This window comes from Kribbella sp. NBC_01484, assembly GCF_036227145.1.
In the GTDB taxonomy this organism is placed as follows: Bacteria; Actinomycetota; Actinomycetes; order Propionibacteriales; family Kribbellaceae; genus Kribbella.
This window is the reverse complement of sequence record NZ_CP109437.1, coordinates 1,655,511-1,668,448: the sequence shown is the minus strand read 5'-3', so window position 1 is coordinate 1,668,448 and position 12,938 is coordinate 1,655,511. Positions and strand designations below refer to the sequence as shown.

Below are 12,938 nucleotides of genomic sequence, written 5' to 3'. Positions count from 1 at the left end.
CCCTTCTAACTGAGGACGGGGAGGCGGGACAAGGCCTGGGCTACGGAGGATTGGATATCGGCGTCGTCCCAGGAGCGGTCGGTCATCGCGCCGGTGAGGTAGGCGTCGTAGGCGGCCAGGTCCAGGTGGCCGTGGCCGCAGAGGGCGGTGAGGATGACCTTCTCCTCGCCGGACTCCTTGCAGCGTTGGGCTTCCTCGATCGCGGCGGCGAGGGCGTGCGTCGGCTCGGGCGCCGGGACGATGCCCTCGGTGCGGGCGAACTGCACGCCGGCCGCGAAACACTCGGACTGCTGCTTGGCGATCGCCTCGATCTCACCGGTCTCGTAGAGGTGGCTGATCAGCGGGCTCATGCCGTGGTAGCGCAGGCCGCCGGCGTGGATCGGGTCGGGAACGAAGTCGTGGCCGAGGGTGTGCATCTTCATCAGCGGCGTCATCCCGATCGTGTCGCCGAAGTCGTATGCGTACGTCCCCTGGGTCAGTGATGGGCACGCGGCCGGCTCGACCGCCCGGATGACCGGGGACATCCGGCCCGCCCACCGCTCCCGCAGGAACGGGAACGCGAGACCGCCGAAGTTCGACCCGCCGCCGGTGCAGCCGACCAACAGGTCCGGTGTCTCGCCGACCATGGCGAGCTGGATCAGGGCTTCCTCACCGATGATCGTCTGGTGCAGCAGCACGTGGTTGAGCACCGAGCCGAGCGCGTAGTGCACCTCGGGATCCTGGACGGCGGCCTCGACCGCCTCGCTGATCGCGATCCCCAGTGAGCCGGGGGAGTCCGGGTCCCCGGCCAGGATCTTCCGGCCGGCCTCGGTCAGGTCCGACGGGCTCGGGTGCACGGTCGCGCCGAAGACCTGCATCATCGTCCGGCGGTACGGCTTCTGGTCGTACGACGCTCGCACCTGCCAGACCTCGCACTCCAGCCCGTACTGCGCGCAGGCGAACGCCAGTGCGGTCCCCCACTGCCCGGCGCCGGTCTCGGTGGTGAGCTTCCGAACACCGGACTTCGCGTTGTAGTAGGCCTGCGGTACGGCGGTGTTGGGCTTGTGCGAGCCCGCGGGCGAGACGCCTTCGTACTTGTAGTAGATCCGCGCCGGCGTATCGAGTGCCTTTTCCAGCCGGTGCGCCCGGTAGAGCGGACTGGGCCGCCACAGCCGGTACACGTCGAGCACGTCGCCCGGGATGTCGATGTATTGCTCCTGCGAGACCTCCTGCAGGATCAGATCCATTGGGAACAGCGGAGCCAGATCCTCCGGACCGATCGGTTGCCCCGTCCCCGGATGCAGCACCGGCGGCGGAGGCGTCGGCAGATCGTGCAGCACGTTGTACCAACGGGTCGGCAGTTCGTCCTCTGGCAGCAGGATCTTGGTCGGCGTCATGCCTGAAAACTACGGCGCGCTCCGGTGCCCGGACAATGCCCTGCCTCGGAACCGAGCCGGCACTTATTCTGCCGCGGTCAGCGCATCGAGTTCGCCGTCGGAGCGCACCCGGTAGATCAGCTCGGACGACTGCCGGAGCTGCAACGAGTCCGCTACGCCCAGTTGCCTCAACAGCATCCGTCCGATCATCTCGTGCGAGACCAGCAGCGGCCGTCGCGCGCCGCTTCGAGCCACCTCCGCCAGCGCCCGCCCGGCCCGGACGTCGGCGTCCGCGTAACTTTCGCCGTCGGGAAAGCGGAAGGCGTACTTGTCCTGCTCCCGGGCTGCCCGCTGACCGGGCCAGCCTGCGTCGATCTCGGCGGAGGTAAGCCCGGACCAGGCACCGTGTGCGATCTCGGCCAGCTCGTCGAGCACCTGGATCGGCAGACCGAGCGTCTCCCCGACGATCTCCGCCGTACGGCGGGCACGGCCGAGTGGACTGGTGAAGATTGCGTCGATCTGGTGGCTGCTGAGTAGGTCCGCGTTGCGGCGGGCTTGGCGGAGGCCTCGAGGTGTCAGTGGTGAGTCAAGGCGGCCCTGGCGGCGCCCTGCGACGTTCCACTCCGTCTGGCCGTGGCGGGCCAGGTAGACGGCTTCGAAGTACACCTAGTACGCCGGAACTGCGGCAGGAGCACCGAGCCAGTGGTCGATCTCGGTCAGGAGGGCCTTCTGGACTTCGGGCGGGGCAGTGGATGCCAGGACCGAGCCGCGAGCCAGGTCGGCGAGCTCTTGGTCGGTGAAGTTGTGGACTGTGCGGGCGGTTTCGTACTGCTCGGCGAGGCGGGAGCCGAAGAGCAGGGGGTCGTCGGCGCCCAGAGCGATGCGGGCGCCGGCCTCGTAGAGCTGGCGGAGCGGGACGTCCTCCGCGCGGTGGTAGACGCCGAGCGAGACGTTGGAGGCCGGGCAGACTTCCAGGGCGACCTGGGCGTCGACGACTCGCTTCAGCAGGTCGCGGTCCTCGATCGAGCGCACGCCGTGGCCGATGCGGCCGGCTCCCAGCTCGTCCAGGCAGGTGCGGACCGTGGCCGGCCCACACAGCTCACCGCCATGCGGTGCGGCGAGCAGTCCGGCATTCCGCGCGATCCGGAAGGCCGGGGCGAACTCGGAGGTCGTCCCGCGGCGCTCGTCGTTCGACAGGCCGAACCCGACCACGCCACGCCCGACGTACTGCGCCGCGAGCCGCGCCAGCGTCCTGGCGTCGAGGGGGTGCCGGGTGCGGTTGGCCGCGATGATCACCTGTACGGCGATGCCCGTCGAGGCGGATGCCTCCCGGGCGGCGTCCAGGACGAGGTCGGTGAACGGCGTGATCCCGTGGAAGCGGTTCGCATACCCGGACGGGTCGACCTGGATCTCCAGCCAGCGGGAGCCGTCGGCCCGGTCGTCCTCGGCCGCTTCGCGGACCAGGCGCCGTACGTCGTCCTCCGTGCGGAGCACCGAGCGCGCGATGTCGTACAGCCGCTGGAACCGGAACCAGCCGCGCTCGTCGGCCGCCGACAGCTCCGGCGGCCAGTCGGTGCGCAGCGCGTCAGGCAGCCGGACTCCGTGCGTGTCCGCCAGCTCGACCAGGGTCAGGTGCCGCATCGACCCGGAGAAGTGCAGATGCAGGTGTGTCTTCGGCAGCACCCGCAGATCCCGCTGCGTCATTACCGAAGGTTACCGATCCCGTACCGTCCCGGAGAAATCCGGGTCAGCTCAGCAGCTTGGCGATCCGGCCGACACCCTCGGCCAGGTCGGCGTCGCCGAGCGCGTAGGACAGGCGAAGGTAGCCGGGCGCGCCGAACGCCTCGCCGGGGACCACCGCGACCTCGGCCTCGTCCAGGATGATCTCGGCCAGCTCCGCCGAGGTCGACGGCGTCCGTCCGTTGATCTCCTTGCCGAGGACGCCCTTGACCGACGGGTAGGCGTAGAACGCGCCGGTCGGTTCGGGGCACTCGACGCCCGGGATCTCGTTCAGCAGCGTGACCATGGTCTGCCGCCGCCGGTCGAAGGCCTTCTTCATCTCCTCGACCGCCGACAGGTCACCGGAGACCGCGGCGATCGCGGCCCGCTGGGCGACGTTGCAGACGTTCGAGGTCTGGTGCGACTGCAGGTTCGTCGCGGCCTTGATCACGTCCAACGGGGCGATCATCCAGCCGACCCGCCAGCCGGTCATCGCGTACGTCTTGGCGACACCGTTCAGTACGACGGTCTTGTCGGCCAGCTCCGGCACCGCGACCGGGATCGAGGTCGACTTCGCGCCGCCGTAGGTCAGGTGCTCGTAGATCTCGTCGGTGATCACCCAGAGGTCGTGCTCGAGCGCCCAGCGGCCGATCGCCTCGATCGCCTCCGGGCTTTCGACCGCGCCGGTCGGGTTGGACGGCGAGCAGACCAGCAGGGCCTTGGTCTTCTCGGTCCGGGCCGCCTCCAACTGCTCGACGGTGACGCAGTAGTTCTGCGACTCGTCGGCGAGCACCTCGACCGGGACCCCGCCGGCCAGCCGGATGGTCTCCGGGTACGTCGTCCAGTACGGCGCCGGCAGCAGCACCTCGTCGCCGGGGTCGAGCAGGGTCGCGAACGTGTTGTAGACCGCGTGCTTGCCGCCGTTCGTGACCAGGACCTGGGCGGCCTCGATCTCGTAGCCGGAGTCGCGCCTGGTCTTCTCGACGATCGCTTGCTTGAGCTCCGGCAGGCCACCGGCCGGGCTGTAGCGGTGGTTCTTCGGATCCCGGGCCGCCGCCACGGCGGCCTCGACGATGTAGTCCGGCGTCGGGAAGTCCGGCTCGCCGGCCCCGAACCCGATCACCGGTCGACCGGCCGCCTTGAGCGCCTTCGCCTTGGCGTCGACCGCCAGCGTCGCCGATTCACTGATGGCGCCGATCCGCGCCGAGATCCTGGAACCCATGTGCCCATCCTGGCACTGCCTCACGGCGGCGCCTCCGCGGGGCCGGACCGCCAGGCCATCGCAATCGCGCGATCCGGCCGGCTCCAGGCGGGAGCGTCGGCGAGGGGGCGAATTGAGATGGCCTGGCGGTTCGGCGTACGTCGTACCCGAAGGACTGTGGTCCCGGGAACACGCGGGGGGTGTGGTCCGTTGGGACCGGGTGGAGGCTGTATGGTTCTGGTCGCGGTACGGCGCCCGGTGGGGGGTCGTTCGGGTGGAGCCTCAGTTCGACCAGGTGGCTCGGACCCCGTACACTCTTCTAGTCCGGGCGTTGGTGGCCCTGATCCGGCATGCCCGAGATCAGGTCCCGCGCGGCGTCCGGAGGGATTGCAGAGGGCACTAGCTCAACTGGCAGAGCATCGGTCTCCAAAACCGAAGGTTGGGGGTTCAAGTCCCTCGTGCCCTGCAAATCCTGACCGGCGCAGGGCCGGTCAGGCCGCCGCTAGCGAAAGAGGTCAGGTCGTGACGGAGACGCGCACCCCGGCACCGTCCGGCGCCGGCAAGCCTGCGGAAGGCAAGCAGGGCAGGGGCCTGCTCCGCTTCTACCGCCAGGTGGTCGCCGAGCTCCGCAAGGTCGTCTGGCCGACTCGCAAGCAGCTGTCCACCTACTTCGTGGTCGTCCTGACCTTCGTGGTGTTCGTCATCGCGATCGTCTCGGTTCTCGACCTCGCCTTCGGCTGGGCGATGTTCAAGATCTTCGGCTGAGGCCGCCGAGCCCACGAACGCCCTAGGTCCCGGGCCCCGGCCCGACCCGAAGCCAGACAAGACCCGATGCAGAGATGACGGAGTACAACGTGTCCGAGCGCGACGACGAGATCCTCGACCATGAGGACGAGTTCGACGTATCCGCTGACTCCGACGACGAAATCGACCTGGACCTCGATCTCGACCTGGACGACACCGACGACGAGGACGACGACGACCTGTTCGCGAACCTCGACGACGATGACGACGAGGCCGACGTCGAGGTGGGGGACGAGGACGTCGAGGAGTACGCCGCCGATGACGAGGCCGAAGAGCCGCCGGCGGACGAGGACGACTCCGAGGACGAGCCGGTCGTGGTGGTCGCCGCCGCCGACGACGCCGAGGACGCCGAAGTGGTGACCGAGGGCGACGTCGAGGACGCGGCCGAGGAACTGGCCGAAGAGACCGCCGAGACCGCGCCGGAGAGCACCGAAGAGGTGCCCGCCGCCGCCGACGAGCTGGTCTTCTCCAGCAACGACGCCGGTACGACGCCGGACGCGGACGAAGCCGACGACGACGCGGATGTGGAAGCGCTCGCCGTCGCGGCCGCCGCGGCCGAGGCCGACGATGACGCTGCCGACGAGACTGCTGCTGACGAGGACGCCGAGCCGGAAGAGCCGGGCGACCCGCTCGAGGAGCTGCGCGGCCGGCTGCGCTCGCAGATCGGCGACTGGTACGTGGTGCACACGTACTCAGGGATGGAGAACCGGGTCAAGGGCAACCTGGAGAACCGGATCAACTCCCTGAACATGGAGGACTACATCTTCGAGATCATCGTGCCGACCGAAGAGGTCGCCGAGATCAAGAACGGGCAGCGCCGGATGGTGAAGCGCACCGTGCTCCCCGGCTACGTGCTGGTCCGGATGGACCTGACCGACGAGTCCTGGTCGACCGTTCGGCACACGCCGTCGGTGACCGGCTTCGTCGGGAACAGCCAGAAGCCGGTTCCGCTCAGCCTCGAAGAGGTGGAGAAGATGCTCGCTCCGGCCGTCGTGGCGGCGGCGGAGCAGGCGGCTGCCGAAGCCGGCGCCGCACCCGCCAAGACCGCGGCCAAGAAGAAGGTCGAGGTCGCCGACTTCGGTGTGGGCGACTCGGTCATGGTGGTCGACGGGCCGTTCGCGACCCTGCACGCCACAGTCACGGAGATCAATGCCGAGGCCCAGCGGATCAAGGCCCTGGTGGAGATCTTCGGCCGGGAGACCCCGGTGGAACTCAGCTTCAACCAGATCCAGAAAGTCTAAGGACCCGACAGAATGCCTCCCAAGAAGAAGATCGCTGCCCTGGTCAAGGTGCAGCTCCAGGCCGGCGCCGCGACGCCCGCCCCGCCGGTCGGTACCGCGCTCGGTCCGCACGGCGTCAACATCATGGAGTTCTGCAAGGCGTACAACGCGCAGACCGAATCCATGCGTGGCAACGTCGTGCCGGTCGAGATCACCATCTACGAAGACCGCTCCTTCACCTTCGTCACCAAGACGCCGCCGGCGCCGGAGATGATCAAGAAGGCCGCCGGTCTGCAGAAGGGCTCGGCCGTCCCGCAGAAGGACAAGGTCGGCAAGATCACCAAGGACCAGGTCCGCGAGATCGCCACCACCAAGATGCCGGACCTGAACGCCCGCGACATCGACGCCGCGATGAAGATCATCGAGGGCACCGCCCGCTCGATGGGCGTCGTCGTCGACAAGTAGTAGCTCCAGCCCGCGTACGGCGGAATCCGTCGTACGTGTGGCGCGTTGGAATGAGTAGTAATCGAAGCAGTTGTGGCAGGGCGAAGCGCCGCCCTATCGACCACACCCCAGAGAGGAACAGACATGGCACAGCGCAGTAAGGCTTACCGCTCGATCGCGGATCAGATCGACTTCGACCACCTGTACACCCCGCTCGAGGCGATCAAGTTCGCCAAGCAGGGCGCGACGGGCAAGAAGTTCAACTCCACCATCGACGTCGCGATGCGCCTCGGGGTCGACCCCCGCAAGGCCGACCAGATGGTGCGCGGCACCGTCAACCTTCCGCACGGTACTGGCAAGACGGCACGGGTCCTCGTCTTCGCCACCGGTGACAAGGCCGAGGCCGCGAAGGCCGCCGGCGCCGACTTCGTCGGCGACGACGACATGATCAAGAAGGTGACCGACGGCTGGCTCGACTTCGACGCCGTCGTCGCGACCCCCGACCTGATGGGCAAGGTCGGCCGTCTCGGCCGGGTCCTCGGCCCGCGTGGTCTGATGCCGAACCCGAAGACCGGCACGGTCACCCCGGACGTGGTGAAGGCCGTGAACGACATCAAGGGCGGCAAGATCGAGTTCCGGGTCGACCGGCACGCGAACCTGCACTTCATCATCGGCAAGGTCTCGTTCGACGAGACCCAGCTGGTGGAGAACTACAGCGCCGCGCTCGAGGAGATCCTCCGGCTCAAGCCGGCCAGCTCCAAGGGCCGCTACATCAAGAAGACGGTCTTCTCGACCACGATGGGACCGGGCGTCCAGGTTGACCCCAACCTGACCCGCAACCTCACCGAGGAGCCGGCCGAGGCCTGACCTCGAACCCAGCACCAGAAGGACCCCGGGCGCTACGCGGGGTCCTTCTGTTTGTCAGGTCCGGGCGCCTGAGTGAGGCGGAGGGGTAGGTCGGCGGTTTGGACGGTCCAGCCGTCGCCGTGTTCTGCGAGGACGGCGCCTGGCTCGGCCGTGCCGACCGACCCGGCCGGTACGACGTCGGTCCGGGTGACGACGTACGTCGTACCGGCGAGGCGGACCTGGGCCTGGGGCGACGTCACATTGAGCGCGGCGGCCTTGCGTCGCACGACGGCCGACGGCTCGGTCAGGTCGAGGAGCAGCTCCTCCTCGGTGAAGAGCGGAGCCTCGCTCGCCGCGGCGGGATCTTGCGGTACACCTGGATCGCCGGCGACCAGGCCGGGCACAGCCTCGTCCAGGCACTGGCTGAGCAGCTCGCCCCAGACCTGCATGATCCCAGTGCCGTTGAGGTCGTCCGGGAGCGGCGCGATCCGCTGGGCGAGGATCGCGCCCGTGTCGAACTCGGCCGCCGTCCGATGCACAGTCGCCCCGATCCGCTCGTCGCCTTCATAGATCAACCGCTGCGGCGTCGGGCCCCGCCCGGCCGGCAGAGGTGACGGATGACAGTTGATCGCGCCGTACTTCGGGATCTCCAGGATCTCGGCCGGAATCAGCCGGGGGAACGCCGCAGAGATGACTACATCCGGGCGCAGCGCATCGATCACCGGTGCGGCCACCGTCCGTAGCTTCCGGGTGATCAACACGTTCGTCTCTTCCGGCAGCCCCGCCACCATCGGCTGCACGGCAGCGCCGTACCGCCCGGTCTCGGGCAACGTCACTACCAGCACGACCTCGTGCCCGTTGCGCGCCGCGAAGTCGTGCACCAGCCGGTGTCCGGGCAGGAACGCGTTCAGACTGACGATCCGCAAACCTTCCACACCGCTGGATACGCTCATCAGACGGTTCCGATCAGTTGGTGAAGCGGGTCGTTACGAGGTCTGGGGTCAAGGAGGCCGGCGTAGGGTGGCCGGCTAGGCGGAGGGTGTGATCCAGCTCGGTGGCGAGGTCCGTGAGGAGGCGGGTGACGCCGGCGGCGGAGCCGACGGTCAGGGCCCAGAGGGCGGGACGGCCGACGAAGACGGCGCGGGCGCCCAGGGCCAGAGCGGTGAGGATGTGTTCGCCCCGGCGGATGCCGCCGTCGACGTAGATCTCGGTGCCCGTGCCGGCCAGGGCTTCGGCCACCTCGGGCAGAGCCTGGGCGGTGGGGATGGAGCCGTCGAGCTGGCGGCCTCCGTGGTTCGACACGATGACACCGGCGGCACCCGCGTCCGCGCACCGCTTGGCGTCGTCGCCGCGCAGGACGCCCTTCACTACCACCGGAAGGCCGGTGCGATCGGCGAGCCAGCCGATGGCATCCGGGCTCAGGTCGTCAGCCTTCTCCAGATCGTCGTCGGTCCATTCACCCTCAGGCAGGTTGGCCAGCAGTTGCCCAGGCTGGACGAGATCCCAGACTGTCTCACCCTCGTCCTCCTTCCGGCCGACTACCGGGGTGTCGACGGTGAGCACGATCGCTCGTGCGCCGCCCGCGACCGCGGCGTCGAGCATGCGCTCGGTGATCTCGCGATTGCGCACGATGTAGACCTGCATCCACCACGGCACTCCGGTCGCGCCGAAATCGGCGAACGTGGTCCCCGCGTTGCTGGAGACGCCGAGCACCGACCCGGCCGCACCTACGCCTCTTGCCGTCGCGACCTCGCCGTCGGGATCGGCCATCCGATGCAGGGTCGACGGCGCGACCAGGATCGGGGCGTCGACGGGGGTGCCGAGCACGGTCGTGCGCAGGTTGACCCTGGAGACGTCGTTCAGCACGCGGGGACGGAAGCGGTACGCCGACCAGGCCGCGGTCGCCTCGCCGACGCTGACCCCGCCGGCCGAACCCTGCCGGAAGTACCGATGCACGGCCTCGGGCAGCTTCTCCGCAGCCGCGGCTTCGAGAGTGTCGATCCATCGCATGCGCCCCATCGTTGCACCCGTTTCGCCTGCCTGGGGGTGAGTTTCCGGAAGAATGCGCGGAGAATGCCGGTCCGGTTCCGGGAGAAATCCGGGGCGGAGGTGTTGAGGCAACAGGTACAGTGGTGGGCATGACGCAGTACGGGCGGCGATTTCCTCGCCCCGGCCGGCACGACGGTGCCGACGGGGTGAGCTGCTGCTGCGCTCTCTCCTGAGGTGACCGCGGCCGACCGGGGTGTCTCCCCCCGTCGAGACCGTCATTCCGGAGAGAAACTCATGTCTGTCCTCACTTCTGAAGAACTGCACGCTGCCCTCGCCCTGCGCGACCTGGCGGACCCGGCTCAGGGACCCCACGCGATCCAGCTGATCGTCGACTCCTTGCGTACGGCGCTCAGCACGGCCTGGCCCTATACCGAGATCTGGACCCGCCGCGACCATCCCGTGGTCACGCTGGCCGACAACTACGACAACCTCGGGTACGCCGGTGACGCGGTGACCCGGGAAGCCCGCTACACCCGCTACGCGTCGGAGACCGAAGTACTGCGAAGCCATACGTCGGCGATGATCCCGCCGGCTCTGCGGGACCTCGCGAAGTCCGACTCGTCCGACGTACTGATGATCTGTGCGGGCATCTGCTACCGCCGCGACTCGGTGGACTGGCAGCACACCGGTACGCCGCATCAGCTCGACCTGTGGCGGATCAGTCGCAACGTCGCGCTCGGAGAGCCCGAACTGGAGGACATGATCGCCCGCCTGGTCGACACGGTCCTGCCCGGTCAGACCTACCGGACGGTCCCGGCGGTGCACCCGTACACGATCCATGGCCGGCAGATCGACGTACTGCTGGACGATCAGTGGATCGAGATCGGTGAGTGCGGTGTCGCCGCGCCGCATGTGCTTCGGCGGGCCGGTCTGGACGACAGCTGGACCGGACTGGCCATGGGACCAGGCCTCGACCGGCTTCTGATGCTCCGCAAGGGGATCCGGGACATCCGGTTGCTCAGGTCAACGGATCCGCGCGTGGCGGGTCAGATGCGAGACCTGGCGCCGTACAAGCCGGTCTCGTCGATGCCGCCGGTCCGCCGCGACCTGTCCGTCGTAGTCGGCGCGTCGACCGACGTGTCGGCGGAGGTGCTCGGTGACAAGGTGCGCGACGCGCTCGGAGTGGACGCCGATGCCGCGGAGTCGCTGGAGGTGCTGGGCGAGACGTCGTACGACGACCTGCCGGCCGCGGCTGCCCGTGAGCGTCTCCAACTGACCCCGGGCCAGCGGAACCTTCTGGTCAGATTGATCCTCAGGCCGGTGGACCGCACGCTCACCGACTCCGAGGCCAATGCCCTGCGGGACAAGGTCTACCAGGCACTGCACGAGGGGCCGGTGCTGGAGCTGATTGGTTAGCGCTTCCGTAGCTCGCGAGCGGCGACGAGGAACGCGCACAGGGCGAGTGGGAGCTCCAGCAAGAGGGCCTCGGCCACGGAGAGGCTGCGGTCGAAGCCACCCGCTGTGCTGACGTCGAACCAGGCGTCGGCGATCAGCAGCGTTCCAGCGGCCATAGCAGTCAGGGCGGCGTAGCTGCTGCGAGTGTGCAGCAGGTACGCCGTCAGTCCGGCAGCGATCGCGGTCCCGCAGTCGAGGCCGATCCAGGTGAGCTTCCAGTGGTCGGCCTGGTAGGTGCTCGGCAGCGTGGCCGCGAGGATCAGGCACCATGGGAGCAGTACCGCCGCGACCCCGGCGACGACAGCGGTGGCCAGGCCGCCGGGGGAGCGGAGTGGACGGATCCTCCCGTCCAGCCGCCCTTCGGCGATGTAGTCCTCCAGCGCGTCGGCCACGCGGTCGTCGATCGCGTCCCCGAGCCTGCCCTCCACCGTGTCCGCAACTGTCGTCGTCATGTCTTCGAGCATTCCGGCCGCGGACTTCCGGCGCAGTCCGGTCAGCCCACGAACCGGGGTGGGGTTAACCCCCGGCGAGATCGGTGGATGTCCTCATATGGGCCGCCGCGTCGGCGACGTAGGTTGTGTCGTGCGAGCAGCGCGCTGACACAGGGAGGTGATCGGGTGACGGAGATCGCGAGTCCGGTCCCCCGGGCGCCGTGGCGGCTGTGGCGGTCGCCGTACTTGTGGTTGGCAACGATCCACCTGCTCGGCGACGCGTTCGTCGTGCTCACGTCCGGTCTGCTGGTGCTGGGTGCGGTGACGGTTGCCGTCCTGGCGCGGCCACTCGCGTACGTCGGCATCCCGCTGACCGTCGGCGCGAATCGACTCGTGTACGCGGTGGCCGGGTGGGAGCGGACGCGGGCGCGGATCACGCGGGGGCAAGAGGTTCCGCCGCTGGTGCCACCGGCGCCGACCGGGTCGCGGATCGCCGACGCCCGGGCGGCGCTGACCGATCGGGGTTTGTGGCGGCAGTTCCTGTACTACGTCCTGCTGTTGCCGATGGCAATAATATGGCTCGGGGCGATCTTCTTCGCCTGGTCGGTGCCGCCGGTGCTGATCGGATTGCCGGCGTACTACTGGCAGTTCGCCGCGTCGCAGGCGCAGCTCGGGCCGTTCGTGATCGACACGATGACGAAGGCCTCGGTGGCCGCAGTGATCGGTGGGATCTTTCTGCTGGTGGTGTCGCCGTTGTTGATGCGCCAGGCGTCGGCGCTGGACGGACAGCTGGCGCGGACGTTGCTCGGCCGGTCCGAGACCGGTGCGCTGGCGGAGCGCGTGACGCAGCTCGTGACGAGCCGCCAGCAGGTCGTCGACTCGGTCGAGGCCGAGCGGCGGCGGATGGAACGCGACCTGCACGACGGAGCCCAGCAACGGCTGGTCTCGCTGGCGATGACCCTCGGCCGGGCGAAGAACCGGCTGGGCGGGAAGGATCCCGCAGTGCGCTCGCTGATCGAGGAGGCGCATTCGGAGGCGATGCAGGCGATCGCGGAGATCCGCGATCTGACGCGAGGACTGCATCCGCCGGTGCTGTCGGACCGCGGTCTCGACGCGGCGATCTCGGCGGTCGCCGCTCGGTCACCGGTACCGGTGCGGGTGACGGTCGACGTGGACCCCAGGCCGTCGCTGACGGTCGAGTCGATCGCGTACTTCGTCGTGACCGAAGCGCTGACCAACGTCGCCAAGCACGCCGCCGCGGCCCAGGCGTGGGTCACGATCACGCGGGTCGGCAGGTTCCTCAAGATCGAGGTGCGTGACGACGGGCAGGGTGGTGCGAATGCGGCCGCCGGCGGCGGGATCCGTGGATTGGCCGACCGGATCTCGGGTGTCGATGGAATCCTCACCCTCGCCAGTCCACGGGGTCTCGGGACCCTGCTGATCGCCGAGGTGCCCTGTGACTGAGGAGGCAGAA

Annotated in this window: 13 protein-coding genes and 1 tRNA gene; 7 read left to right on the top strand and 7 right to left on the bottom strand. The window is 68.9% G+C overall.

Annotation, left to right across the window (positions count from 1 at the left end):
* Positions 1 to 5: 5 nt before the first annotated feature.
* From OG555_RS08125 to OG555_RS08110, 4 genes are all read right to left on the bottom strand, one after another.
* The gene (locus OG555_RS08125; RefSeq protein WP_328526075.1) at positions 6 to 1,376 is read right to left on the bottom strand and encodes a TrpB-like pyridoxal phosphate-dependent enzyme; all 1,371 of its coding nucleotides are present in this window, start codon (positions 1,374 to 1,376) and stop codon (positions 6 to 8) included.
* A 63-nt stretch (positions 1,377 to 1,439) separates the two neighbouring features.
* Positions 1,440 to 2,021, bottom strand: coding sequence for a histidine phosphatase family protein (locus tag OG555_RS08120; protein WP_329482185.1), 582 nt, complete (start codon positions 2,019 to 2,021; stop codon positions 1,440 to 1,442).
* Entirely contained in the window at positions 2,022 to 3,059 is a 1,038-nt protein-coding gene (locus tag OG555_RS08115; protein WP_329482184.1) for an adenosine deaminase, read from the bottom strand.
* 43 nt (positions 3,060 to 3,102) lie between these two features.
* Positions 3,103 to 4,296: a pyridoxal phosphate-dependent aminotransferase gene (locus OG555_RS08110; protein ID WP_329482183.1), complete on the bottom strand. Its 1,194-nt coding sequence runs from the start codon at positions 4,294 to 4,296 to the stop codon at positions 3,103 to 3,105.
* Positions 4,297 to 4,668: 372 nt separating this feature from the next.
* Here OG555_RS08110 and OG555_RS08105 point away from each other — a divergent pair.
* The 5 genes from OG555_RS08105 (at position 4,669) to rplA (ending at position 7,610) form a co-directional block, all read left to right on the top strand.
* Positions 4,669 to 4,741: transfer RNA gene (locus tag OG555_RS08105), tRNA-Trp, on the top strand.
* A gap of 56 nt (positions 4,742 to 4,797) precedes the next feature.
* Positions 4,798 to 5,040, top strand: coding sequence for a preprotein translocase subunit SecE (secE, locus tag OG555_RS08100; RefSeq protein ID WP_130384685.1), 243 nt, complete (start codon positions 4,798 to 4,800; stop codon positions 5,038 to 5,040).
* A 353-nt stretch (positions 5,041 to 5,393) separates the two neighbouring features.
* Complete coding sequence (gene nusG, locus OG555_RS08095) at positions 5,394 to 6,320, top strand: transcription termination/antitermination protein NusG (protein ID WP_442914522.1); 927 nt, start codon at positions 5,394 to 5,396, stop codon at positions 6,318 to 6,320.
* Between the two features lie 12 nt (positions 6,321 to 6,332).
* The gene (gene rplK, locus OG555_RS08090) at positions 6,333 to 6,764 is read left to right on the top strand and encodes a 50S ribosomal protein L11 (RefSeq protein WP_328526079.1); all 432 of its coding nucleotides are present in this window, start codon (positions 6,333 to 6,335) and stop codon (positions 6,762 to 6,764) included.
* Positions 6,765 to 6,887: 123 nt separating this feature from the next.
* Complete coding sequence (gene rplA / locus OG555_RS08085) at positions 6,888 to 7,610, top strand: 50S ribosomal protein L1 (protein ID WP_329482182.1); 723 nt, start codon at positions 6,888 to 6,890, stop codon at positions 7,608 to 7,610.
* Positions 7,611 to 7,642: 32 nt separating this feature from the next.
* On the opposite strand, the gene OG555_RS08080 is transcribed toward rplA, so the two are convergent.
* Together OG555_RS08080 and OG555_RS08075 are read right to left on the bottom strand one after the other, a co-directional pair.
* Positions 7,643 to 8,542 (bottom strand): methionyl-tRNA formyltransferase, encoded by a 900-nt coding sequence (locus OG555_RS08080; RefSeq protein WP_329482181.1) that lies wholly within the window; start codon positions 8,540 to 8,542, stop codon positions 7,643 to 7,645.
* Between the two features lie 13 nt (positions 8,543 to 8,555).
* A complete protein-coding gene (locus OG555_RS08075) occupies positions 8,556 to 9,599 on the bottom strand; it encodes an alpha-hydroxy acid oxidase (protein WP_329482180.1) in 1,044 nt (347 codons plus the stop codon).
* Between the two features lie 273 nt (positions 9,600 to 9,872).
* Here OG555_RS08075 and srmL point away from each other — a divergent pair, with 273 nt between their 5' ends.
* Positions 9,873 to 10,994 (top strand): PheS-related mystery ligase SrmL, encoded by a 1,122-nt coding sequence (gene srmL, locus OG555_RS08070; protein ID WP_329482179.1) that lies wholly within the window; start codon positions 9,873 to 9,875, stop codon positions 10,992 to 10,994.
* Here srmL and OG555_RS08065 read toward each other — a convergent pair.
* A complete protein-coding gene (locus OG555_RS08065) occupies positions 10,991 to 11,485 on the bottom strand; it encodes a hypothetical protein (RefSeq protein ID WP_329482178.1) in 495 nt (164 codons plus the stop codon). The two genes, srmL and OG555_RS08065, sit on opposite strands and share 4 nt — an antisense overlap.
* Positions 11,486 to 11,650: 165 nt before the next feature.
* Between OG555_RS08065 and OG555_RS08060 the strand changes: the two genes are divergently transcribed.
* On the top strand, positions 11,651 to 12,928 hold the full coding sequence (locus OG555_RS08060) for a sensor histidine kinase (protein WP_329482177.1): 1,278 nt from the start codon (positions 11,651 to 11,653) through the stop codon (positions 12,926 to 12,928).
* Positions 12,929 to 12,938: the final 10 nt, after the last annotated feature.

Excerpts from the sequence above, each read along its gene's own strand:
- OG555_RS08125 (WP_328526075.1), bottom strand. The coding sequence starts at position 1,376 with ATGACGCCGACCAAGATCCTGCTGCCAGAGGACGAACTGCCGACCCGT.
- OG555_RS08115 (WP_329482184.1), bottom strand. The coding sequence starts at position 3,059 with ATGACGCAGCGGGATCTGCGGGTGCTGCCGAAGACACACCTGCATCTG.
- OG555_RS08110 (WP_329482183.1), bottom strand. The coding sequence starts at position 4,296 with ATGGGTTCCAGGATCTCGGCGCGGATCGGCGCCATCAGTGAATCGGCG.
- rplK (WP_328526079.1), top strand. The coding sequence starts at position 6,333 with ATGCCTCCCAAGAAGAAGATCGCTGCCCTGGTCAAGGTGCAGCTCCAG.
- rplA (WP_329482182.1), top strand. The coding sequence starts at position 6,888 with ATGGCACAGCGCAGTAAGGCTTACCGCTCGATCGCGGATCAGATCGAC.
- OG555_RS08080 (WP_329482181.1), bottom strand. The coding sequence starts at position 8,542 with ATGAGCGTATCCAGCGGTGTGGAAGGTTTGCGGATCGTCAGTCTGAAC.
- OG555_RS08075 (WP_329482180.1), bottom strand. The coding sequence starts at position 9,599 with ATGCGATGGATCGACACTCTCGAAGCCGCGGCTGCGGAGAAGCTGCCC.
- srmL (WP_329482179.1), top strand. The coding sequence starts at position 9,873 with ATGTCTGTCCTCACTTCTGAAGAACTGCACGCTGCCCTCGCCCTGCGC.
- OG555_RS08065 (WP_329482178.1), bottom strand. The coding sequence starts at position 11,485 with ATGACGACGACAGTTGCGGACACGGTGGAGGGCAGGCTCGGGGACGCG.